The organism is Prevotella falsenii DSM 22864 = JCM 15124, from assembly GCF_000613945.1.
GTDB lineage: Bacteria > Bacteroidota > Bacteroidia > Bacteroidales > Bacteroidaceae > Prevotella > Prevotella falsenii.
Genome location: NZ_BAJY01000002.1, coordinates 1 through 24,281 on the forward strand (window position 1 = coordinate 1; position 24,281 = coordinate 24,281).

The 24,281-nt window shown below is 43.0% G+C and carries 21 protein-coding genes and 1 pseudogene; 18 read left to right on the forward strand and 4 right to left on the reverse strand.

Going from position 1 to position 24,281, the window contains the following annotated elements; all coding sequences use genetic code 11:
- The first annotated feature begins 164 nt into the window (after positions 1 to 164).
- The 13 genes and pseudogenes from tnaA to JCM15124_RS01170 all read left to right on the forward strand — a co-directional run bounded on the left by tnaA (position 165) and on the right by JCM15124_RS01170 (position 15,801).
- A complete protein-coding gene (tnaA, locus tag JCM15124_RS01100) occupies positions 165 to 1,541 on the forward strand; it encodes a tryptophanase TnaA (RefSeq protein WP_024997945.1) in 1,377 nt (458 codons plus the stop codon).
- Between the two features lie 445 nt (positions 1,542 to 1,986).
- Positions 1,987 to 3,072: a glycine cleavage system aminomethyltransferase GcvT gene (gene gcvT / locus JCM15124_RS01110; protein WP_024997947.1), complete on the forward strand. Its 1,086-nt coding sequence runs from the start codon at positions 1,987 to 1,989 to the stop codon at positions 3,070 to 3,072.
- Positions 3,073 to 3,159: 87 nt separating this feature from the next.
- Positions 3,160 to 3,540 (forward strand): glycine cleavage system protein GcvH, encoded by a 381-nt coding sequence (gene gcvH / locus JCM15124_RS01115; protein ID WP_024997948.1) that lies wholly within the window; start codon positions 3,160 to 3,162, stop codon positions 3,538 to 3,540.
- A gap of 115 nt (positions 3,541 to 3,655) precedes the next feature.
- Positions 3,656 to 4,966 (forward strand): aminomethyl-transferring glycine dehydrogenase subunit GcvPA, encoded by a 1,311-nt coding sequence (gcvPA, locus tag JCM15124_RS01120; protein WP_024997949.1) that lies wholly within the window; start codon positions 3,656 to 3,658, stop codon positions 4,964 to 4,966.
- A 49-nt stretch (positions 4,967 to 5,015) separates the two neighbouring features.
- A complete protein-coding gene (gcvPB, locus tag JCM15124_RS01125) occupies positions 5,016 to 6,494 on the forward strand; it encodes an aminomethyl-transferring glycine dehydrogenase subunit GcvPB (RefSeq protein ID WP_024997950.1) in 1,479 nt (492 codons plus the stop codon).
- An 18-nt stretch (positions 6,495 to 6,512) separates the two neighbouring features.
- Entirely contained in the window at positions 6,513 to 7,871 is a 1,359-nt protein-coding gene (gene lpdA / locus JCM15124_RS01130; RefSeq protein WP_024997951.1) for a dihydrolipoyl dehydrogenase, read from the forward strand.
- A gap of 364 nt (positions 7,872 to 8,235) precedes the next feature.
- A complete protein-coding gene (locus JCM15124_RS01135; protein WP_024997952.1) occupies positions 8,236 to 8,841 on the forward strand; it encodes a riboflavin synthase in 606 nt (201 codons plus the stop codon).
- A 670-nt stretch (positions 8,842 to 9,511) separates the two neighbouring features.
- Complete coding sequence (aspS, locus tag JCM15124_RS01145; protein WP_024997953.1) at positions 9,512 to 11,272, forward strand: aspartate--tRNA ligase; 1,761 nt, start codon at positions 9,512 to 9,514, stop codon at positions 11,270 to 11,272.
- 171 nt (positions 11,273 to 11,443) lie between these two features.
- Entirely contained in the window at positions 11,444 to 11,725 is a 282-nt protein-coding gene (locus tag JCM15124_RS01150) for a winged helix-turn-helix domain-containing protein (protein WP_024997954.1), read from the forward strand.
- Positions 11,726 to 11,780: 55 nt separating this feature from the next.
- Positions 11,781 to 12,110: a hypothetical protein gene (locus JCM15124_RS01155; RefSeq protein ID WP_024997955.1), complete on the forward strand. Its 330-nt coding sequence runs from the start codon at positions 11,781 to 11,783 to the stop codon at positions 12,108 to 12,110.
- Between the two features lie 93 nt (positions 12,111 to 12,203).
- Complete coding sequence (locus tag JCM15124_RS01160) at positions 12,204 to 13,271, forward strand: mannose-1-phosphate guanylyltransferase (protein ID WP_024997956.1); 1,068 nt, start codon at positions 12,204 to 12,206, stop codon at positions 13,269 to 13,271.
- 54 nt (positions 13,272 to 13,325) lie between these two features.
- Positions 13,326 to 14,410: pseudogene (gene gmd, locus JCM15124_RS12770) on the forward strand (GDP-mannose 4,6-dehydratase).
- 368 nt (positions 14,411 to 14,778) lie between these two features.
- Positions 14,779 to 15,801 (forward strand): esterase-like activity of phytase family protein, encoded by a 1,023-nt coding sequence (locus tag JCM15124_RS01170; protein ID WP_024997957.1) that lies wholly within the window; start codon positions 14,779 to 14,781, stop codon positions 15,799 to 15,801.
- Positions 15,802 to 15,820: 19 nt separating this feature from the next.
- Here JCM15124_RS01170 and JCM15124_RS01175 read toward each other — a convergent pair whose 3' ends face one another.
- From JCM15124_RS01175 to JCM15124_RS01185, 3 genes are read right to left on the reverse strand one after another with little or no spacing between them, the layout of a single operon-like run.
- Complete coding sequence (locus JCM15124_RS01175) at positions 15,821 to 16,510, reverse strand: sigma-70 family RNA polymerase sigma factor (RefSeq protein ID WP_024997958.1); 690 nt, start codon at positions 16,508 to 16,510, stop codon at positions 15,821 to 15,823.
- Positions 16,511 to 16,539: 29 nt separating this feature from the next.
- Positions 16,540 to 17,769, reverse strand: coding sequence for a tetratricopeptide repeat protein (locus JCM15124_RS01180; protein WP_024997959.1), 1,230 nt, complete (start codon positions 17,767 to 17,769; stop codon positions 16,540 to 16,542).
- A gap of 5 nt (positions 17,770 to 17,774) precedes the next feature.
- Positions 17,775 to 19,496 carry a glutamine--tRNA ligase/YqeY domain fusion protein gene (locus tag JCM15124_RS01185; protein ID WP_024997960.1) on the reverse strand — a complete coding sequence of 574 codons (1,722 nt, stop codon included), beginning with the start codon at positions 19,494 to 19,496 and terminating at the stop codon, positions 17,775 to 17,777.
- Between the two features lie 808 nt (positions 19,497 to 20,304).
- Between JCM15124_RS01185 and JCM15124_RS01190 the strand changes: the two genes are divergently transcribed.
- Positions 20,305 to 21,585 (forward strand): DUF6383 domain-containing protein, encoded by a 1,281-nt coding sequence (locus JCM15124_RS01190; protein ID WP_024997961.1) that lies wholly within the window; start codon positions 20,305 to 20,307, stop codon positions 21,583 to 21,585.
- Positions 21,586 to 21,888: 303 nt separating this feature from the next.
- Here JCM15124_RS01190 and JCM15124_RS15665 read toward each other — a convergent pair whose 3' ends face one another.
- Complete coding sequence (locus JCM15124_RS15665) at positions 21,889 to 22,035, reverse strand: hypothetical protein (RefSeq protein WP_156930590.1); 147 nt, start codon at positions 22,033 to 22,035, stop codon at positions 21,889 to 21,891.
- A 95-nt stretch (positions 22,036 to 22,130) separates the two neighbouring features.
- Between JCM15124_RS15665 and JCM15124_RS01200 the strand changes: the two genes are divergently transcribed.
- Genes JCM15124_RS01200 through JCM15124_RS01215 form a run of 4 tightly spaced genes read left to right on the forward strand, consistent with a single transcriptional unit; the run spans position 22,131 to position 24,270 of the window.
- Positions 22,131 to 22,694 carry a flavin reductase family protein gene (locus JCM15124_RS01200; RefSeq protein ID WP_024997962.1) on the forward strand — a complete coding sequence of 188 codons (564 nt, stop codon included), beginning with the start codon at positions 22,131 to 22,133 and terminating at the stop codon, positions 22,692 to 22,694.
- Between the two features lie 40 nt (positions 22,695 to 22,734).
- Positions 22,735 to 22,869 (forward strand): hypothetical protein, encoded by a 135-nt coding sequence (locus tag JCM15124_RS16895; RefSeq protein WP_262499258.1) that lies wholly within the window; start codon positions 22,735 to 22,737, stop codon positions 22,867 to 22,869.
- A 25-nt stretch (positions 22,870 to 22,894) separates the two neighbouring features.
- Positions 22,895 to 23,458 carry a nitroreductase family protein gene (locus tag JCM15124_RS01210; protein WP_084608775.1) on the forward strand — a complete coding sequence of 188 codons (564 nt, stop codon included), beginning with the start codon at positions 22,895 to 22,897 and terminating at the stop codon, positions 23,456 to 23,458.
- A gap of 11 nt (positions 23,459 to 23,469) precedes the next feature.
- Positions 23,470 to 24,270, forward strand: a complete 801-nt coding sequence (locus tag JCM15124_RS01215) for an MBL fold metallo-hydrolase (RefSeq protein WP_198019107.1) — start codon at positions 23,470 to 23,472, stop codon at positions 24,268 to 24,270.
- The last annotated feature ends 11 nt before the right edge of the window (positions 24,271 to 24,281 follow it).

Consider the following 24,281-nt stretch of genomic DNA (forward strand, 5'->3'; position numbering starts at 1 on the left):
GCCATTACGCCGAACTCACGTTAATGGCCATTTTTTTACCGAAAAGTATATACAAATGAAAAAGAATTGTGTATATTTGCAAACTGTAGAAATCTATTTATCTCATAAAATAAATAAATATTCTTATAACCATTATACACAAATAATTAAAAACAAATCGAATTATGGAAATACCATTTGCAGAGTCTTGGAAAATCAAGATGATTGAACCAATCAAGAAAAGTACACGTGAGGAAAGAGAACAGTGGCTCAAGGAAGCACACTACAACGTATTCCAACTCAAGGCAGAACAAGTTTACATCGACCTGCTTACCGATAGCGGAACAGGTTCAATGTCTGACCGTCAGTGGGCAGCAATGATGCTGGGCGACGAGAGCTATGCCGGTGCCACATCGTTCTATAAGTTCGAGGAGACGGTACAGAAAATTCTTGGACTGAAATATATTATTCCGACCCATCAGGGACGTGCTGCCGAGAACGTGCTCTTCTCTTATCTTGTTAAGAAAGGTAACGTAATTCCGGGCAATGCTCATTTCGATACCACCAAAGGACACATCGAAAGCCGCAAGGCACACGCCATCGACGTAACTACCGACGATGCGAAGGACACCCAAAAGGAAGTTCCTTTCAAAGGTAACGTTTGCTTGAAAAAGCTCGAGAAGGTGCTGAAAGAAAACCAAGGCAACGTGCCTTTCATGGTGCTCACCGTTACCAATAACACCGTGGGCGGTCAGCCGGTCAGCATGAAGAATATCAAGGAGACCTGTGCACTCTGTCATCAGTATGGCGTACCGGTAGTAATGGACTCTGCCCGCTTTGCCGAGAACGCTTATTTTATTAAGGTACGCGAGGAAGGTTACGCTGATAAGACCATCAAGGAAATTGTTCGAGAGATGTATGCCGATGCCGATGCAGCAACAATGTCTGCAAAGAAAGACGGCGTTGTGAATATGGGCGGATTTATAGCTACCAATAATAAAGAGTGGTTTGAGGGTGCAAAGATGTTCTGCATACCGATGGAAGGCTACGTTACCTATGGTGGAATGAGCGGACGCGACCTCAATGCGCTTGCACAGGGACTGGACGAGAATACCGAATTTGATATGCTTCAAACCCGAATCCATCAAGTGGAGTATCTTGCAAAGAAGCTTGACGAATACGGAATTCCTTATCAGCGTCCTGCCGGCGGCCATGCCATCTTCGTAGATGCAAGCAAGGTGCTCACCCACGTGCCTAAAGAAGAGTTCCCTGCACAGACACTGACCTGCGAACTTTACCTCGAAGCGGGCATTCGTGGCGTGGAAGTAGGCTACATGCTTGCCGACCGCGACCCTGAAACAGGCGAGAACCGTTTCGGTGGACTCGACCTTCTGCGCTTGGCTATCCCTCGTCGCGTATATACAGACAACCACATGAACGTGATAGCAGCTGCCTTGAAGAATGTCTTCGACCGTCGCGAGAGCGTTACACGTGGTGTTGCTATTGAGTGGGAAGCTCCGCTGATGCGCCACTTCACCGTGCAGTTGAGACGACTCGGATAATAATATGGCTTTATTGTTGATGGAGTCTGAAAGTTGAACGACTCTGTCAGTATCCAAGAAAATGAGGGTATAATATAAAAATGAATTATGTTATACCCTCTTATTTTCTTTTTATATATACCTTATATATATACGTTAATGCGGCATAAGAAGGCAGATTAAGAAGGCAATCTTGCAGATGTTTTTAGTAATATCCCTGATGAGGCAGTGAAAGCTTTTCCGTTTATAAAAGGCTTTTTAAAGGTAATAAACATAAGAATGTACCTTAAATGAAAGACGGAGAGAATGTGATATTAATTCTTCTGTTTTTTTTGTGTTTTCCAAAAAACTTTATTATATTTGCATCGCAAGAAAAATGGGAGGTATTCCAACCTAAATCAAATAATAGCTGGACCAATGATATAACTATCAAAGGGCAGCCAAAAAATAAAATTCTAAAGCAATTATGGAGAATAAAAGAACATGCCTTTATGACAAGCATGTAGCATTAGGAGCATTGATTTCACCGTTTGGTGGTTTCGATATGCCAATTCAGTATTCAAGTATTATTGATGAACACAATGCAGTAAGAAAGCATTGTGGCGTTTTTGACGTGTCTCACATGGGCGAACTTGTTGTTTCGGGCAATGAGGCAGAGAAATTCGTTAATTATATCTTCACCAACGACGTTACAGGCTTACCTGTAGGCAAGGTGCTTTACGGTATGTTCTGTATGGAAGACGGCGGTGTGGTAGACGATACCTGCATCTGCAAGGTAGGCGAGAACGAATTTATCCTGACAGTAAACGCTGCCAACATCGAAAAAGACTACGAATGGATAAAGAAGCATACGGAAGGTTTCGATGTTCAACTCGTTAATGATAGCGAGAAATATGGTCAGCTTGCCATTCAAGGACCTGAAGCAGAAAAGATTATTCAGGACAAGCTCGGCATTCCTTGCTCTGACTTGAAGTTCTACGAAGTAAAGAAAGCGCAGCACGAAGGCGAAGACATTATCATTTCTCGTACAGGTTATACGGGCGAAGATGGCTTTGAACTTTATGGTGCTCCTGCATATATTGTCAAGATGTGGGACAAGCTGATGGAGGCAGGTGCTACACCTTGCGGTCTTGGTTGTCGCGATACATTGCGTTTCGAAGCAGGTATGCCGCTTTACGGACACGAACTTTCTGAAACAATTACTCCGGTAATGGCAGGCTTGTCAATGTTCGTGAAGTTCGATAAAGAGAACTTCCTCGGTAAAGAAGCATTGTTAAAGCAGAAGACCGAAGGCGTAACGAAGCGTCTCCGTGGTATTTGGCTGGACGACAATGCAATTCCACGCAACGGCTATAAAGTATTTAAAGATGGCAAGGAAGTGGGCGAGATAACAACAGGTTACAAGCTTATTTCTGTTGAAAGAAGCTGTGCGGTTGCATTGGTTGATGCCGATATAAAGATGGAAGACCGTGTAGAAGTACAGATTCGCAAGAAGTTCTTCCCTGCAACAGTAGGCAAGAAGAAATTTTACGACCCACATTACGTTAAGTAAAAAACACAAGGTGAGAATGTAACAATGCCGGTGCATTCCCACCTTATATATATAATAACAAAAAAACAATAAAAAGATAAACATAAAATGGCAAAAGTAATTGAAGGACTCTACTATGCAGAGTCGCATGAGTATGTAAAGGTTGAAGGCGATGTAGCTTACATTGGTATTACTGACTATGCACAGCACGCACTTGGCAACGTTGTTTACGTTGATATGCCGGAGGCTGATGATGAGTTTGAAGCAGAAGAAGGCTTCGGCGCAGTAGAAAGTGTTAAGGCTGCTTCTGACCTTAACTCACCTGTTTCTTGCAAGGTGTTGGAAGTAAACGAGGCACTTGAAGACCAACCTGAGCTTCTAAATCAAGACCCATACGCAAACTGGATACTCAAGGTAGAACTTACAAACAAGTCTGAACTCGACAACCTCATGGACGCAAAGGGCTACGAAGAGTTCTGCGCAAAATAGTTTATAAACAAGCATTCTTTATTAAGTTTATAGCTGTTTTCCTTCTCAAAGTAGGTTTTTGCGAAAGAAAACAGCTATTTCCTTTGTGAAAGCTAAATGATTAAATACGAAAATTATGACTTTTAAATTCTTTCCACATACTGAAGAGGATACACAGGCAATGCTCAATAAGGTTGGCGTGAAAAACATTCAAGACCTTTTTGCAGGTATTCCTGAAGCATTACGATTTAAGGGAGAATATGATATTCCTGAAGCAAAGAGTGAAATCGAGATAAGAAACTTCTTTAAGAAGTTGGCAGATAAGAACCAACAGCTGACTTGTTTCGCCGGTGCAGGCGTGTACGACCACTATACACCAAGTGCTGTTCCACAGCTTGTAAGTCGTTCAGAATACCTTACCTCATACACTCCGTACCAAGCTGAAATTTCGCAAGGCACATTACACTACATATTTGAGTTCCAAAGCATGATAGCAGAACTTACCAATATGGACGTTGCCAATGCGTCTATGTACGATGGGTCTACTGCTACTGCTGAAGCAATGATGGTAGCTGCGGCTCAATCGAGCAAGCGCAAGACCGTCTTATATTCTGAAACAATCAACCCACAGATTATCGAAGTGCTCAGAACATACGCACACTTCAATGGTGTAAACCTTGTTTCAGTTGCCGGCGAGAATGGTGTAACATCTAAGAAAGACTTGGAAACTAAAATCGCAGAAGGTGGTGTAGCAGGCGTTATTGTTCAACAACCAAACTATTATGGTATTGCTGAAAACTTCACAGGCTTTGCCGACATCTGCCACGACAATAAGGCTTTGTTTATTGTAAATAGTGTTGCAGCCGACCTTTCTATTCTTAAAACTCCGGGCGAGTGGGGGGCTGACTTTGCAGTAGGCGATGTTCAAAGTCTTGGTTTGCCCATGGCGTTCGGTGGTCCATACGCCGGTTATATGAGCTGTACGCAAAAAATGATGCGTAAGATGCCCGGTCGTATCGTCGGACAGACAAAAGATACCCGTGGACAGCGTGTATTTGTACTTACCTTGCAAGCTCGCGAGCAGCACATTCGTCGCCAAAAGGCAACATCGAATATTTGTTCTAACCAAAGTTTAATGGCACTTTATGTTACCATCTATATGTCAATGATGGGCAAGCAGGGTGTCAAGGAAGCTGCACAGATAAGTTTCGATGCGGCTCATTATCTATGCGATAAGATGGTGGCTACCGGTAAAGCACAGTTGGTTTATAATCAACCATTCTTCAATGAGTTCTTGGTGAAAGTTGAAAATCGTGATGCTTTCTACGATAAAGCAATCGAACAAGGAATCCTACCGGGCGTAAAGGTTGGCGACGACCAACTCCTTGTTGCCGTAACGGAAAAGTGTACGAAAGAAGAGATGGAAGCACTTGTTGCACTTCTCTAACCTAATGAACTTTAAGCAAAGTTTTACAAACACTTAAATTATTGAAGAAATGAACAATAGATTATATGGCAATTTAATATTTGAGCTTTCTCAACCGGGTTGCAAAGCTTATAGCCTACCTAAAAACGAATTTGGAAACTACGAGCTTCCAAACAACTTGAAGCGTGAAAAAGACGCAGAACTTCCGGAGTGCGATGAGCTCACAGTTGTGCGCCACTATACAAACCACAGCGGAAACAATTTTGGTGTAGACAATGGTTTCTATCCATTGGGTTCTTGTACTATGAAGTACAACCCTACTATCAATGAGGAAATAGCTGCTATGCCGGGCTTTACAGGCATTCACCCAATGCAGCCTATCAGCACCGTGCAAGGTGCATTAGAGGTTAATTATGGCTTGGCAAATGTTCTTTCAAGCATCTCCGGTCTTGCAGACTTTACGGTAAATCCATTTGCAGGTGCACAAGGAGAACTTACAGGTCTTATGATTATCCGCTCTTACCACGAGAAACGTGGCGATACGAAGCGTAAGAAGATTATTATTCCTGACTCTGCACACGGTACAAACCCTGCTTCGGCAGCTGTTTGTGGGCTTGATGTGGTAGAAGTTAAGAGCACTGCCGATGGTCTTGTAGACGTTGAAGACTTGAAACCATTGCTCGGCGACGATATAGCAGGTATGATGATGACCAATCCTAATACACTTGGTTTGTTTGAAAAGAACATTCCCGAGATTGCTAAAATGGTTCACGAGTGCGGTGGTCTGATGTATTACGATGGAGCAAACCTCAACCCACTGTTGGGTGTTGCACGTCCCGGCGATATGGGATTTGATGTAATGCACATCAATATCCACAAGACCTTCTCTACTCCTCATGGCGGTGGCGGTCCCGGTGGTGGTCCTGTTGGAGTAAGAACAGACCTTGTTGAGTTCTTGCCAAAGCCACACGTTGTGAAAACAGATGCAGGTTTCGATGTTGAATTGCCTGAAGCAACTGCCGAATACAACCTCAACAACATGCACGTTGGGCAGTTTATGGGCAACTTCCTTGTGTCTTTGCGTGCTTATACTTACATCTTGACACTGGGCAAGGAGAACTTGAAGATGATAGGTTCTTACGCTACACTCAATGCAAACTACATTAAGGAATGCTTGAAGGACGACTACGAATTGCCAATCGAAGGCATTTGCATGCACGAATTTGTATTCGATGGACTCAAAGATAAGAGCACCGGTGTTACAACGATGGACGTTGCAAAACGTTTGCTCGACTATGGCTACCATGCTCCAACGATTTATTTCCCATTACTCTTCCACGAAGCAATGATGATTGAGCCTACAGAGAACGAAAGCAAGAAGACACTTGACGGTTTCATTGATATTATGCACACCATCGCACGTGAAGCGCGCGAAACTCCGCAGGAAGTTTTGGAAGCACCACATAGCACTCCTATCGGTCGTGTTGATGACGTGTTGGCTGCGAAAGAGCCTATCCTTAACTACCGTCAGGCAATGATGAAACAGTAATCTTATAGATTTTATATTATGGAAAAGACCGATTTAATTATAATCGGTGCTGGTCCCGGAGGCTATCATACAGCTGTGCATGCGGCAAAAGATGGCCTCAAGGTTACCATCATCGAGAAACGAAATCCCGGGGGTACGTGTCTGAACGAAGGTTGTATACCTACGAAGAGCTTTGCTCACGATGCTGACCTCTATCGCAACCCTCTGTTGTCTTGCGTGGGGGGCGGCAGTGTTAATTTCGCTCGCATACAAGAGCGTAAGAACAATGTTATCGCTCAACTGCGCGAAGGCGTAAAGGGGCTGATGTCGATGCCCGGCATCACCTATATAGAAGGTGAAGCAAAGTTTGTGGATAAGAAAGTAATAGAAGTGAACGGCATACAGATGACAGCCGATAACATTATTATCGCCACAGGTTCGCACGCTCGTTTGCTTCCGTTTATCCCTGCTTTCGATACACCTGAAGGTGAACCGTTGAAAGACAAGGTTATGACTTCTACCGAGTTGCTCGATATAGACCACGTTCCACAGACAATGGCTATTATCGGTGCGGGTGTTATCGGGCTTGAATTGGCTTCTGCCTTTGAAACATTCGGCAGTTCGGTTACAGTCATCGAGTTCTTGAAAGAATGTTTGCCTACTATCGACTCTGATATTGCAAAGCGTTTGCGCAAGACATTGGAGAAACGTGGCATCAACTTCAACATGAATAGCGGCGTCAAGAGTATCGTTGCCACCGACGACAAGAAGCAAGCGATTGTTACTTTTGAACAAAAGGGACAGGAGAAGCAAGTGGTTGCCGATGTTGTGCTTGTTGCAACAGGACGTGCTGCCAACGTTGAAGGGCTCGGACTTGAAGCAGCGGGTATTAACTGCATCAAGCAAGGCATTGAAACCAACGAACATTACGAAACCAATGTTCCCGGTGTTTATGCCGTTGGCGATGTCAATGGCAAGCAGATGCTTGCACATGCTGCAAGTTTCCAAGGAACACACGTCATTAACCGCATACTTGGAAAGGACGATAAAATACGCTTCGACATTATGCCGGCAGCAGTATTTACCTATCCCGAAGCCGGTTCGGTAGGACTATCGGAAGATGCTTGCAAGAAAGAGAGCATAAGCTACACCGTTAAGAAAGGTTTCTATCGCTCTAATGGTAAAGCGTTGGCAATGGAAGAAACCGAAGGAATGGTGAAGGTAATGGCAGACGAGAATGGAAAAATACTGGGTTGCCACGTCTTTGGTGCCCACTCTGCCGACATCACACAAGAGGTAGCCGTTCTTATGAACAACGATACAACACTTGCCGACCTTGCCGACATGATTCACATACACCCAACCATTGGCGAGGTACTTTATGAAACAATAATTTAGTGCAAATGTTTGGTACATCGAAAAAAAGTGCTACCTTTGTGCTTAGAAAGGAAAAGCTATAGTCGTATCGATTCGATTGGGATAGTCATCAAATAAATCTGAAAACCGAGAAGACTTCTCTTGACAATGGCGGGCCACATAAAACGCATTTCAGCGACTAAACCTTCGGGTCGGTGGATTACAAAAGCAGAGAGCTCTCTTATCATAGATACTCGGACTTTTCATCACATCATCGATACGGCTTTCTCAAATCCTCTCAATACGAGGACTACAAAAAAGGTGGAGTTCCAAAGGAGTTCCACCTTATTTTTTGTGAGTAAAAGCATTCCTGCAAGTTTAATAAAGTTTTTAATAATAAGGAATTATGTTCTCCGGAATTGTAGAAGAAATGGCACAAGTGGTTGCCATTGAGCGTTATCAAGAAAATATAAACTTCGTTTTAAAGTGTTCGTTTACGAGTGAATTGAAGATAGACCAAAGCATTGCACACAATGGCGTGTGTCTTACGGTAGTCCGCCTGCAAGGCGAAACCTATACCGTAACAGCCATGAAAGAAACTTTGGACAGGTCGAACCTTGGTTTGCTGAAAGTGGGCGACCGTGTAAACGTAGAACGTTCCATGCTGATGAATGGTCGTTTAGATGGTCATATCGTTCAAGGGCATGTAGATGAAACTGCTCGTTGCATTGCTATGGAAAATGCAAATGGCAGTACCTATTTCACCTTTGAGTACAAGGGCGATGTAGAAATGGCACAGCGAGGCTACTTCACTGTGGATAAAGGTTCGGTTACAGTCAATGGCGTATCGCTGACAGTGTGCGAACCCACTGCCAACACTTTCAAAGTGGCAATTATTCCCTACACGCTCGAAAATACAAACTTTGCCGAGATACAAGTAGGGACGGTTGTAAATATTGAGTTCGACATACTTGGCAAGTATATAGCAAGGCTCAATAGTTTGTCAAAGTAGATATTTCGTAAAAGTAAAAACCTATGTTCTGCCCCCTAAGAACATAGGTTTTTTAAATATACAATCTGCTTAACAGACAATATTGATGATGGTTCGGCAGGGGGTTATTTCAGCGAATGATTTTCTTTTCACAGCTGAAAGATAGTCTTTAAAGTATCGATAATTTTGTAAAGATAATTCTCTTAAAAAGTGATAAAAGCACTTTGGCGTTGCGAAACCGTAGGTTTTGCAACGCAAAACCTACGGTTTTACCGTGCAAAACAGCCGCTTTTGCATTGCAAAACAATAGGTTTTACAATGCATTGATAACGAGATAGTTACACAAGATGTATCGTTGCTAAAAATCTTTACATATTTTCCGTCTTTTCTCCGCTTATATAAGAAGGAATATTGCTGTATTTTGAGTTTTATCGGACGGCAAATAACAGCTTGTTTTAAATGTCTCTGCCTTTAATGCAATTGTAGCATATCGAGTGCGTTGAGTGTGTCGTACTGAAGGTTCAGATAAGGTTACGCCTATTTTAAGTTTAGCAAACAGCAATATTTCCCTGACAGAATAGGGCGCAGATACCTTATAAAGAAAAAGCTGAATTTTCCTTATTGTGTTTTATCTGTTCTCGTTAAAAGTTTGTACCTTTGCAGAAATAAACAATAAAAAAGTAGAGAAGATATGTATCGGACTAAGACTTGTGGTGAACTTCGCTTAACAGACGCAGGTAAGGAAGTGGTACTTGCGGGCTGGGTTCAACGCTCACGTAAAATGGGTGGTATGACCTTTGTCGATTTGCGCGACCGTTATGGTATTACACAACTTGTATTTAACGAAGCTGAAGATGCTGGTCTTTGCGATGAAGCTAACAAATTGGGGCGCGAATATTGCATTCGTGTGAAAGGTATTGTAAGCGAACGTCAAAGTAAGAATAATAAGATAGCAACAGGCGATATAGAGATTATTGCCAAGGAACTGACGGTGCTGAGCAGCTCGCTCACCCCTCCATTCACGATAGAAGACAATACAGACGGTGGCGACGACCTCCGAATGAAATACAGATATTTGGATTTGCGACGCCCTGCGGTGCGCAGCAACTTGGAATTGCGCCATAGAATGACAATTCTTATTCGTAACTTCCTCGACAATCTGAACTTCATCGAAGTTGAAACACCTATTCTTATAGGTTCTACTCCTGAAGGAGCACGCGACTTTGTGGTGCCTTCTCGTATGAATCCGGGTCAGTTTTATGCACTTCCACAAAGTCCGCAAACACTGAAACAGCTACTGATGGTGGCTGGTTTCGACCGCTATTTCCAAATAGCAAAGTGTTTCCGTGACGAAGACTTGCGTGCCGACCGTCAGCCGGAGTTTACCCAAATCGACTGCGAAATGTCGTACGTGCATCAAGAAGACGTTCTTCAGGTGTTCGAAGATATGGCTCGCTATCTGTTCAAGGAAATCAGAGGATTGGAACTTCCTGCTAAATTGGAACAGATGACGTGGCACGATGCCATGAAGCGTTATGGTTCTGACAAGCCTGATGTGCGTTTCGGAATGGAGTTTGTAGAACTTATGGACGATTTGAAAGGTACGAGCGAGTTCTCTGTATTCAACGAAGCAAACTACATTGGAGGTATCGTAGTGCCGAATTGCGCTGATTATAGCCGCAAGCAACTGAACGAACTTACCGATTTCGTGAAGCGTCCGCAAGTTGGTGCAAAGGGATTGGTTTATATCAAGTACGACGAGAACGGCGAAGCAAAAAGCTCTGTCGATAAGTTCTTTACACAAGAGCAGCTGCAAAAGGTAAAGGAAACAACGGGAGCAAACAATGGCGACCTTGTTCTGATACTTTCGGGCGACAATGTAAATAAAACAAGAGTTCAGCTGTGCTCGCTTCGTTTAGAGATGGGTAATCGTTTGGGCTTACGCGATAAGAATGTTTTCAAGTGCCTGTGGATAGTCGATTTCCCACTCTTTGAATGGAGCGACGAAGAACAACGCCTCATGGCTACCCACCACCCATTCACTATGCCAAACCCGGAAGACTTGCATTTGCTCGACGAACACCCCGAGCAAGTAAGAGCATTGGCTTACGATTTTGTATGCAATGGCATTGAAGTTGGTGGCGGTTCTATTCGTATTCACGACACTGAATTGCAGGAAAGAATGTTTGAAGTGCTTGGATTTACGAAGCAACAGGCAGAAGAGCAGTTTGGTTTCTTGATGAATGCTTTCCGCTACGGTGCTCCTCCTCACGCAGGTATTGCATTCGGACTCGACCGATACGTAAGTATCATGGCAGGACTCGACACAATCCGCGATGTAATAGCGTTCCCTAAGAACAACAGCGGACGCGATGTGATGCTTGACGCGCCGTCGGTTATTGCACCAAAACAGCTCGATGAATTGCAGATAAAATTAGACTTGAAAGAGTGATATATGTTGATGTAAATCAATAAAACTCAACTCTTGGGTCGTTATGGCTTCGAAGTTGTTGTTTTTTTATCAATAAATTAGTTTCATTGAGATATTTAACGTATATTTGCAGCAAATAATAGCGTTTGTTATTATCTACTTCAGTAGTATTTAAATAAGTGATGAATGATTATGGTAGAAAAGAAAGAAGTTGCTAAAGCGGCAACCAAACGGACAACAACAAAGAAAACCAGTGCAAAGAAAGTTGCAGCGAAGGTAGATTTAAGCTCAGAAAATGTAGGCTTTAAAGCCGGCGATGTGTACAATGCACTTGCAGCAGATAACAAAGGACTTACTGTTTCTGAAATTGCAAAGGCAGCAAAAATCACCATTGAAGAGACTTATCTTGGTATAGGTTGGCTTCTAAAGGAAGGAAAAATAAATAGCGAAGACGACAAAATAGTCTTGGCTTAATAAGAGAAACAAAATTAAGAGGGGAGTCTGTATTTATGGTATAGACTCCTTTTTTATGCGATACGAGAAAGAAATATTGTTGTTGTTGATAGAAGCTGGCGAGAAAGGATTGTCAGTTGGTAAGATTTCGCGCCATATATTCAACACGCACAATTCGTTCTTTCTGCCTTTAGACGTTGAAGAAGTGCACCAAGAAGTGCAGCAAAGCCTCATAAAGATGAGCAGACGCACAGACTCTATGTTGGGAAAAGTAAAGAAAGGAGTTTATTGTATTAATACTGAAAACCAACAAATTAAACAGTTGAGGTTAAAATTCTTGGACGAACAGAATGAAACAAAGGAAGTAAAACCTCAAGCCGACCCAAGTTTGAATTTGTTCGAGTAAGGTAGAAAGATAAATATAAAGCTTGTCTTTTCAAATATTTATTTGTATATTTGCACTTATTCTATTTACAAATAAGCTAAGCCTAAAGAAGTTATGATACATACAAACAACCATCTTGTGATAATGGCAGGAGGAGTCGGCAGCCGATTCTGGCCTATGAGTACGATTGATAAGCCCAAACAGTTCATCGATGTGTTGGGTGTCGGCAGGTCGTTAATGCAACTTACATACGACCGTTTGAAAGGTATCACGAAGCCTGAAAACGTTTGGGTGGTTACGAACGAAAAATATTGCGAGCTGGTTCACGAACAATTGCCCGACATTCCTGTTGGTAACATCTTGAGCGAGCCGTGCAGAAGGAACACAGCACCTTGCATAGCATACGTTAGTTGGCGCATAAAGAAGTCCGACCCTAAAGCAAACATCATCGTAACTCCAAGCGACCATATCGTAACCAATCAAGATGAGTTCCGTCGTGTTGTAACAAATTGCTTGAAGTTTACCTCTGAAACCGATGCTATCGTTACGTTGGGAATGAAGCCTTCGCGCCCTGAAACGGGGTACGGATATATACAAGCCGATTTAACAGCACCTTCTGTACGCAACAAGGAGATATTCCGCGTAGACCAATTCCGCGAAAAACCCGATGTAGAAACGGCAAAGAAGTACATCAGTATGAATAATTTCTTTTGGAACGCAGGTATCTTCATCTGGAATGTATCTACCATCGTGAACGCTTTCCGTATATACCAACCCGGCATTGCCCGTATCTTTGAACGTATTTTTGATGTGTTAGGCACTTCCGAAGAACAGAAATACATTGATGAGGTTTATCCGGAATGCGAGGGAATATCGGTCGATTACGCTATTATGGAGAAGGCTGAAGAAATCTTTGTTTGCCCTGCCGACTTCGGTTGGAGCGACCTTGGCACATGGGGTTCGCTGCACTTGCAGTCTCAGCACGACCTTTACGGCAACGCAGTGATAGGCGATAACATACAAATGTATGATAGTAAGAACTGCATAGTCCACGCAACCGATGCAAAAAAGGTTGTAGTTCAAGGTCTTGAAGGCTATATCGTAGCCGAAAAAGATGGCATGTTGCTTATCTGCAAACTTGACGAGGAGCAGCGTATAAAGCAATTTTCAGAAAACGATTGATGAATTAAAATAAACTTCTTAAATAGCCGTTTAAAGTTTAAAACGGAATAATAAATGAGTAAGAATATAGCATTAATAACAGGAATTACGGGTCAAGACGGAAGCTACTTGGCAGAATTTTTGATAGAAAAAGGTTATGAAGTACACGGACTGTTGCGCCGTAGTTCTTCTTTTAATACGGGACGCATTGAGCATTTGTATTTAGACGAATGGGTTCGCGATATGAAGAAAGACCGTTTGATTAATCTGCATTGGGCAGATATGACCGATTCGTCTTCTTTAATCCGTATTATTGGCGAAGTAAAGCTACCGAAATCTACAACCTTGCAGCACAAAGCCATGTTAAAGTCAGCTTTGATGTGCCCGAATATACAGCCGATACCGATGCGGTTGGCGTACTCCGGCTCTTGGAAGCCGTACGTATTTGTGGCTTGGAAAAGGTTTGTAAGATTTATCAGGCATCAACTTCAGAACTGTTTGGTAAGGTTCAGGAAGTTCCACAGAAAGAAACAACACCTTTCTATCCGCGTTCTCCATACGCTGTTGCAAAGCTCTATGGCTACTGGATAATGAAAAACTATCGCGAATCGTACGGAATGTACTGTTGCAACGGTATTCTTTTCAACCATGAAAGCGAACGCCGTGGCGAGAATTTCGTTACGCGCAAAATCACTTTAGCAGCTTCTCGCATTGCTCAAGGTATGCAAGATAAACTTTATCTTGGCAATCTTAGCGCACAACGCGACTGGGGATACGCTAAGGATTATGTTGAATGTATGTGGCTAATACTGCAGCAAGACGAGCCGGACGACTTCGTTATCGCTACCGGAGAGATGTACACGGTGCGTGCTTTCTGCATGGCTGCGTTTAAAGAAGTTGGTATAGAACTTGAATGGAGAGGCGAAGGCATCGACGAAAAAGGATATAACAAAGCCACTGGCGAAGCGATTGTGGAGGTAGACCCTAAATATTTCCGTCCTGCCGAAGTGGAACAACTGCTTGGCGACCCTACGAAAGCAAGAACAAAGTTGGGTTGGAACCCTCGCAAAACCACCTTTGAACAGTTGGTTAAGATAATGGTTGAACACGATATGAAGTTCGTTAAGAAACTATATCTAAAGGCACAGTTGCCTGAATAAATGGAAAATAGATGATAAAGACATATTAGGTGGTTTTCGTTTCTAATGAAAATCACCTTTTATTAATTCAAGTTCGGTATAGGAAAATTCTTAAAAAGTTGAAGCATGAAATATTTTTTGGTAACTTTATATGCGATAATCAAATCCATATCCGTCGTTTTCAACACTTCAAATCATTTCGTTTCATAGTATATATGGAGTTCGACAGAAAGTTATGGGTGAAGGAACGATTTTCTTGTTGTTGCTTAAGCGAAATACCAAAAAATAGCTTTACTTTTGTAAAAACAATTCCGTTAAAAAGCGATAACTGCGATTTGACGTTGCGAAAGTGTAGGTTTTGCTTACCAAAACATATAAATAGCATTTCAATGAAGTTACTTTTTGCTTTATTTCTTGCCCTTATTTCGGCATCAACGTTTGGACAAAACTATCCTAAACCGGTAGCTTTGAATGCACAACACCATTTTAAGGCAACAGTTCCAAAGGGTAATTACAGTGGAATAACATGGCTGGGAGGTAACCGTTATGCAGTTGTTTCCGATAAAACAGAGCGCAGTGGCTTTTATATTTTCACGTTAGATATAGATTTAAACACAGGTGATATTAAGCAAGTGGTGTCTGATGGTTTCTTTGGTTCGCTTGCGTCAAATGCCGATGAAGAAGGTATTGCCTTTCATTCGGATAGAAATAGCCTCTTTATAGCACATGAAGCCGACAATACAATTTATGAATACGATTTGTCGGGCAACCTTACAGGAAAGGCATTGGTTGTACCGGCTGCTTTTCGTAATGCTTCGCACATCTATGGATTGGAGTCCTTAACCTACAATGCTGCTACACATTTGTTTTGGACTACTACCGAATCTACATTGGAAACCGATGGCAAACAGGCAGCACCCATGCAGTTGTTGGAAAACCGTTTGCGGCTTCAAGCTTTCGACGAAAGCCTCCAACCCGTAGCGCAATATGCTTACAAAATGGATAAAAGCACTGTGAACAAGCCTGCAATGAACTATGCCATGGGAGTTGCCGATATGGTTGCATTAGATAATGGCATGCTTCTTGTTTTGGAAAGAGAACTTTATGTTGCACCGAAGAAGCTTGGTTCGTTTGTTAAAAACAAACTTTACAGTGTCGATACCAACACGGCGCAGCAAATAGACAGCGACAATCCGCTCACAGACGCAAGTCCCTATATGCAGAAACAGCTGCTTGCAGAATGGAAAACATCATTAACCTTGTTTCGTCAGGACTTCGCCAACTACGAAGGAATGTGCCTTGGACCTAAGCTGAACGATGGTTCGCAAGTTCTAATCCTGTGTGCCGACAGTCAAAATCAGTATGGAGGCATACTGCGCGATTGGTTTCGCACAATCGTTTTCCGTTACTAATGCCTTCCATCTGATACCTTTATTTCAGCCGTTTTTGTAGTTTGCGCAATGCCTTGTTGCGTATTTGGCGCACACGTTCACGCTTTATTCCCATTTCTTTGGCTATCTCTTCCATAGTATAACGTTGGCCATTCTGCAGTCCGTAGATAAGCGTGATGACTTTCTGCTGCCTTTCGTCCAGTACGTCCATGCCTTTTGAAATTTCGGCAGCAATAATCCGGCGTGTTAAATCCTCGTCGGCTTGTGGCGAGTTCTTGTTTTCCAAGACACTTTGCAAGGTGAAGTTGCCGTTGCTGCCAACAGGTACGGGCTGGTCGATAGATAGCGTGCGGGCTTTCCGACTGCGTTGCTTTTCTTCCCCGACATTCTGTACCTTATAGGTATCGAGCTGTTCTCTTATCGCTTCTTCCATTGCTTTGCGTATGTAGGTAGCAGCAAACTTGACGAACCGTGTACCTTTTGTACCGTCAAACTTCTGTGCTGCGTGCATCATACCAATATTTCCTTCGCTTATCAGGTCGTCTTCGCCAAGCCCGCGATTTCTGTATTGGTGAGCCAATGATACGACAAACTTCAGGTTAGCTTTCGTTAGTGCCTCCAAAGCCTTTGCATCTCCAAGTTTAATCTTGGCTGCAAGTTCGCGCTCTTCAGCATCGGTAAGTAGTTGCTGATTGGCAATTTCTTCTATGTATTTACTGTTTGTAGCCATAATATCTAATGTTTAGTGTTATTCTATTATTAAAATGGTAGCGTGTTGTTGCTTGCCTTTCCTTTTCTCGGTGTAGGTTTAAGCAGTGGATATGCCTCCGGTTTGCTGTCTTCGGGATATAAATCGGCCAGTAAATCTTTTGTTTCTACCAAGTTCTTCTTGATGGCAACGTCTAAAATTCTGTTGTATTCGTCCATCAATCCAAGTTCGTAACAGCATCGTGCATAATGCGCATAGCCTATGTTCCAGTCCTCTGATACTCTTTGCAGATTAGCAGAAAACAGCTTATAGGCATCGCTCATATAGCCGTTACCCATCAGCGAAATAGCCATTTGTATGTATGTTTCCTCTTTTGCTTCTGAGTTTTCAATTGCTTTTTCGAAGTACTTAAACGCCTCTTCTATCTTCTTTTGGTTCAAATAAATATCTGCAATCGTAATGTTCACGAAGTTTTGCCTTGCTCCGACAGTAACTTTCTGAAAGCGTTTGTAATAGTTTATCGCTTCATCACCGTTGCCGATGCTGTATAAGGCATTGGCTTTGTTTACGAGAGCGTCTTCGTCTTCGGGGTCGATAGCCAAGGCATATTCGCTCGCCGTGATAGATTTGTTGTATTCGCCACGAACGAAATGGCATTCAGCCAATTCGTTCCAATAAGTAGTAGAGTAGGGGTTGCTGTCGATTAGCTCGTTCAGCACATCTTCGCTTTCATTGCTTTTCCCCGTCCATAAAAGTATCTTTGCTTTTAGTTCCTTGTAGTCTTTCGCTTCTGTATCTTCATATTGGCTTAGCCATTTTTGCGCAAGTTCTGCTAAACCGTAGTCGTAAAAGAGCGAAGCAACATCGAAAATATAGTCTTGTTGTTCGTCTGCTGCAATTTCGTCGAAGTGTTCCGAAAGATACTTGTTGGCTTCTTCGTGCTTGTTCTGCATCATCATTATCTCTGCAATCAGATAATAATAGTCTAAATCTGTTTTGTCTATAATCTCCTCTGCAAGCAGTTCAGCCTTTACAGGGTCTTTGTCTACAAACAGTGCAGTGCGTGCCAAAAAGCAAAGAGGGGCAGTAGCACCCGGAAAAACATTTACTGCGTATGTTGCTGCTGCCCTTGCTTCTTCCTCCTTACCTATTATATGATAATACTCGGCAATATCGGCAAGATTCTCAGAGTCGAGGAAACTGCCGGCATTCTGCTTACATAACTCTTCGTATTCGTGAAGAATATGTTGGAATTTATTGCTTTTAAAATATTCGTTCAATCGTTTTATCCTTTATTTTGTGTTTTAGCCCATGCGTCTTTCAGGCCTACTGTCTTGTTGAAAACAAGTTTTTCGGCTGTAGAATCGGGGTCGAGCATAAAGTAACCCGTGCGCTGGAACTGCAAGTAATCGCCCGGTTTCTTTTCCAAAAGATATTTTTCAACGTAGCAATTGTTGTACACCTTCAAGCTGTCGGGGTTCAGAAGCTCTCTGAAATCGCGCTCGTCGGCAGATGGATTTTCTACGTTGAAGAGTCTGTCGTATTCACGAACTTCCGCCTTCAGGCAATGTTCTGCGCTCACCCAGTGCAGTGTTCCCTTCACTTTACGGTTGGCTCCTTCCATTCCGCTCTTACTTGTTGGGTCGTATTCCGCTTGAATTTCCACAATGTTTCCTTGCCCGTCTTTGGTACAGCCTGTACATTTAACGATGTATGCACTCTTCAAACGCACTTCTTTACCCGGTGTCATACGGAAGAATTTCTTAGGTGCGTCTTCCATAAAGTCGGCACGTTCTATCCATAAATTCTTAGAGAAGGTAATCGTGTGTGCGCCTTCTGCCTCGTTTTCGGGATTGTTTATGCTTTCCATTTCCTCGGTCTGACCTTCCGGATAGTTGGTTATCACCAGCTTCACAGGGTCGAGCACTGCACTTACACGTGTTGCTTTCTTGTTCAAATCGTTGCGTACGGCAGCTTCGAGCAATGCCATGTCGTTCAGTGCATCGAACTTTGTATAACCGATAGAGTCGATGAAAGCACGGATAGATTCAGGAGAATAGCCGCGACGACGCATTCCGCAGAGGGTAGGCATGCGAGGGTCGTCCCAGCCACTTACAAGTTTTTCGTCTACAAGTGTGTGCAATTTTCTCTTCGACATCACGGTGTAGGTCAGGTTCAGACGGTTAAACTCAATCTGTCGTGGGCGGTTGTCGTTCAGCACATCAGCCGTATTGTCCGACTCTTTCAGGAAGTCGATGAGCTTATCGTAGAGCGGACGGTGGGGCACAAACTCCAATGTGCAGATGGAATGTGTTACTCCTTCAAAGTAGTCGCTTTGTCCGTGTGCAAAGTCGTACATCGGATAGCAGTTCCACTTTGTGCCTGTGCGATGGTGTGGCGTATGTATAATACGGTATATGATGGGGTCGCGGAAGTGCATGTTGGGGTTTGCCATATCCAATTTCGCACGCAGCACCATGCTACCTTCGGCAACTTCGGGTGTATTCATCTTCTCGAAGAGAGCAAGGCTTTCCTCTATGGGTCGGTCTCTGTATGGCGACGGCGTGCCGGGCTCGGTTGGTGTACCTTTCTGAGCTGCTATTTGCTCAGAGCTTTGCTCATCAACGTATGCCAGTCCTTTCTTGATGAGCCATACCGCAAAGTCCCAAAGCTTTTCAAAATAGTCGCTTGCGTAGTATATGTTTCCCCACTTGAAGCCAAGCCAGCTAATATCGTGGAGAATGTTTTCTACATATTCGTTGTTTTCTTTCGATGGGTTTGTATCGTCGAAGCGCAGGTTGCAAATGCCGTTATACTTTTCTGCTACACCAAAATCCATGCAAATAGCCTTTGCATGCCCTATATGCAAGTAGCCGTTAGGCTCCGGCGGGAAGCGGGTTTGTATGCGTCCTCCGTTCTTTCCTTCGGCAATATCTTCTTCTACCAATTGTTCTACAAAGCTCAAACTACGTTTTTCTTCGTTCGTGTTACTTTCTATTGTATTCATAATCTATAATATTTCTTTTGCAAAGATAGCTATTTTTTTCTTCTTATATATACATTTTCATTATTAATAATGTAATTCGATAGCCATAAAGCGTTGCATAATGCTTCTTTTGACGTAAATCTTAAAGCACTTTTATACTTACATTGAATATTTTTGAAAAATAATAATAAAAAAATTTGGTAGGTATTAGAAATTAAACTATCTTTGCACTCGTTATCCTGAATACAATCTTTTTACCTTAAATGACTAATACCTATTGAGGTTGAGTGCCCGTCGCTGCGAAGCGTTGGGCATTTTTATTTTCTTATCGAACCGTTCTGTTCACACGCCGGAAATGTAACGAAAATACGATAGAAGCCGAAATCCGGTGGAGAAAACAGACTGAAAAGCGGCAATAATTTTGTAAATATTTCTCCAAGCTTTAGCTCTTGCCTAACTTTCTCGTTACCAGCGTTTTACAAAACCTATTGTTTTGCATTCTAAAAGCGGCTGTTTTGCACGGTAAAACCGTAGGTTTTACATCGCAAAACCTACGGTTTCGCAACGTCAAATCGCAATTATCACTTTTTAAGAGAATTATTTTTACAAAATCAAAGAGTTTTCGGGGCATTTTCATCAAGCAACGGAAAGAATGTTTTACAAAAAGAAAGAATCAATTTAACATTTGTTGTTGATAAATTTTCCTATAAAAATACGAACTTATTTAAAAAGATGTGAATAAATTTTGAATTATGGATTTTAATGCCTAAATTCGACACAAATACTAACATTGTTGTAGTTACTAACCATTTAAAGAAAGGAGTTTAACATGAAAAATTATTTACTCATCAGTATTATCGGACTATGTATGCTCTCAATACCTGCCTATGCCGACGGCGATGAAACCTTAACGCCGACGAAGTGCAGTATTGAGAACAAACTCGTATATGAGCCTATAAACGAGGCTCACATCACGTTTGCGAGCCATATCGGCATAGCCCAAGGTGCGAAAGCAACGATAACGTGCAACGGTAATACAATGGCAACCGGCGCAATCAGCTCTTATACTTATAAGGAAGAGGGCATTGCAACCGTCGCTTTCGACAATATTGTTCTTCCCAAAGGCAATTCATATAAGTTGGAAATACCGGCGGGAGCTATCTATTTGGAAGCTGCGCCCACTGTGAAAATAGGAAATCTGAAGTTCGACTTTACTGTTCCCGAGAAGATTACAGATGCTGAATGTACGGTGGAGAACGGTTCTGTGGTTGTAACGGAACGGTCTATATGGTTCTATTATAAAACAGAAACAGAGCCAATCGGCAATCCAACCATGACGTTGTATCGTGAAGGCGTTCCCGTAAGGACGCTTAAGGCGCACGTAGGCTGGGATTGGGATTTAGGACAGGTATATGCTGACTTTGGAAAAGGAATGAACTTCGAGAAAGGTGTGCACTTTTCGCTTGTGTTACCCGAAGGTAGTCTGAGTCCGAGGTTCCGCACAGACATCACCAACGAGGAGGCAAGGGTAGACTTCATCGGAGGATATACGAAGCCACTGGAGTCGATAAGCTATGTATGGTGCAGTCTTTTTAACAACCATAATATCGACGTGATTGACGAAGTTCGCTTCTTCTACAACCAAGCCGTCGTGCTTTCGCCCAATCCGAAGATACAATTGCTGAACATAGACCAAACACTTATTAAGGAGGTAACGCCGGTATTGACCGAAGAAAACGGGCAATGGGTGGTATCTTGCAACTTCGGAGGCGTGAAGGTTCCGGAGAAAGGCTGTTGCATAACCATTCCTGAAGGAACTGTCATCTCGGCTAATGGTGATGTGGTAGTTAATGCCAAGAACACTTTTGACGTGAACGTAGCCACCAAGATAGGTAATGTATCGAACCGAAACATTGAGGTCAAGGCGTCTGACGGAAGAGTTGTCATCGATAACGCACCTATAGGAGAAACACTGTATGTATATTCTGCAGAAGGAAAGAAAGTTGCCGAGCGACTTGTTTCTTCGCCACGCACCGCTTTGGATTTGCCGTCGAAAGGCATCTATATTGTTGCCATTAATGGCAAGGCATACAAAGTCAATATACGATAAATGCTTTGTCTGAAACTGTCAGCGCACAATTGCGATGCCGACAGTATGGCAGAAAGAACTTAAAATCGTCGTAATTGACAGAAAACAAATAGCGTAAAGTATTGTTTGTAAATGCTTTACGCTATACCAATAAACTTCACTTCTTCTTCATTATAAGCATATTAAATCATAAAAAACTCTTTCTTTAAGCGTCTTAATAAGTAATATACCGGCATAATTTTTATATCGAACTCACGTTAGAGTATCAGATGTGGAAGCATAATGAATAACAATGAATAGCGAAAAATAGAAATATGGAACAGGTTAAGCGTCTTCGCCCGGTGTGCGAACATAATGCAGGCATACTGTGTCCTTGCCCGAAAGAATGTCCGCGTCATGGCAAATGTTGTGCCTGCGTGGCACATCATCGTCAGCAAGGAGTATTACCTTTATGTTTAAAAGGTTTGGCATAATAATTGCTCACCTTATTATAAAGGAACAACATCGATGGCGAAACAATATAGCGACACAGAATAAGATTGAAATAAGAACAAAAGAAACAGAATATGAAAAGCTTTGGTAAGAAAGCGTGGATACTTCCACAGCCCGTGCTGATAATCGGCACATACGACGAAAACGGTAAGCCTAACGCTATGAATGCAGCGTGGGCAGGTCAATGGGACAACCATGAAATTATGATTTCGATGGGAAAGCATCAGACAACCGAGAATTTAAAACTTAAAGGAGAGTTCACGGTGGCTTTCGCAACGGCAGAAACGATGGTCGCTGCCGACTTTGTCGGCATTGTAAGTCAGAAGAACGACCCTGACAAGATGGCAAAATCGGGTTGGACTGTTGTGGCTTCTGAAAATGTAAATGCCCCTGTATTCACCGATTTTCCAATGACAATGGAGTGTCGCATCAAAGAAAAGCAGAAAGAATCAGCGTCAGGTTGCTACATCATTGCAGAGATTGTGAATATCCTTTGCGACGAGAACTATCTTGCAGAAGACGGCAAACCCGATGTCGAAAAGATGAACCTCATCACCTTCGACCCTATCCACATGGGATATATTCAGTTGGGTAAGCATGCAGGCAATGCGTTCTCAGACGGTAAAGCCCTGAAGTAAACAGCGTGGGTATGGCAATATAGTCTACCCGCAGCAGTTGGTGAAGGCGAACATCGCTCCCGATGTGCAGGAATACAACGTATCTATGCCAAAGGCTTTTCCTGTTGATGAGAACGGCGAAGGGTCGCCCCATAGGCTTTTCATGGGCGAAATCGTTGAGGAAAAAACGAAGTAGTATATTTTATCAGACAAACAACAACATGAGAAGACTATTTTTAGGCTTAATGGTTATGATGGCAATAAACTCGTCTGATGCGCAGACAATAAACAGCGCAATGGAGCAAAACCCGGTGTTGAAGACTATTATGGAACGCCGTTCCATTCGTAAATACATGGATAAACCTGTGGAACACGAGAAGCTGGAAATACTTGCTATGGCGGGAATCAACGCTCCAAGCTCGCACAATGGACAGCAATGGCAGGTGCGCGTGATAGAAGACAAGAAGCTAATGGCAGAGTATAAGAGTATGTTTTACGATGCTCCGAACGTTATTTGCATCTGCACACCAAAAGAAAACAGCGAGTACAACGCCGGTCTGCTGAGCGAAAACATCATGATAGCAGCCCAATCAATGGGCTTGGGTACCGTTTGCCTTGCTGCTTCGGTAAGGTTAATCAATTCAGATGCGCAGTACAAGTCGTTCCTCGACCGTCTGGAAATTTCGGAAGACTATAAGTTAAGCTACGTTATTGCCGTGGGTTATCCTGCCGAACAGCCACAGGCAAAGCCACGCGATGTATCGAAAGTGAAGTTTATTAAATAAACTTGATGGTTATGAAGAAGATATTTGCATTCGCCCTGATAGCGAGTTTGCTGACAATACCGGCGTTTGCACACAAGAAAACAGCCAAGGTAGCAAAGAAAGAACGCACCGCCATTACGTGGATAGAGGATAAACCGGGTCCTACTTTTCAGGCAAGGAAGATATTCTCAACGGTGCCTGACTCGCTTTGGGCATCGCTTGGACTGGGCGACGGTGTACCTTCGAGCGTGAGTTGCTTCCTTTTGCAGACGGAAGGAAAAACCATCTTGCTCGATACCGGCTATGGTGCTCCATTCAGTCAGTTGCAGAAAAAGCTGTCGGAAAAGGGGCTGAAGTCTCGCGACATCAGGCTTATCTATCTTACGCACATGCACCGAGACCACATCGGAGGACTGCTGAAAGACGACAAGGCTGCATTCCCGAATGCAGATATATATATCAACCGCATTGAAGTTGAGGCATGGAAGAACATGCCCGACACGGAAAATGTCCTGCAAAGAAAGGTTTTGGCAGCCTACAAGAACCATCTGCACCTCTTTGAAGCGGGCGAAACGCTTGCCGGCGGTGTGAAGACGATAGATGCCTACGGACATACTCCGGGGCATACGGTATTTCAAAAAGGCACCATACTTGTGATAGGCGACCTTATCCACGGTGCTGCCATTCAGCTGGAACACCCCGAATACTGCCCATCTTACGATATGGACCCTGCCACTGCCACTGCTTCGCGTATCCGTATTATGGAGTATGCACGCAAAAACCACCTCACCATGTATGGCATGCACCTGCCGGAACCCGGATATATTAAGTAGTTTGCACGATA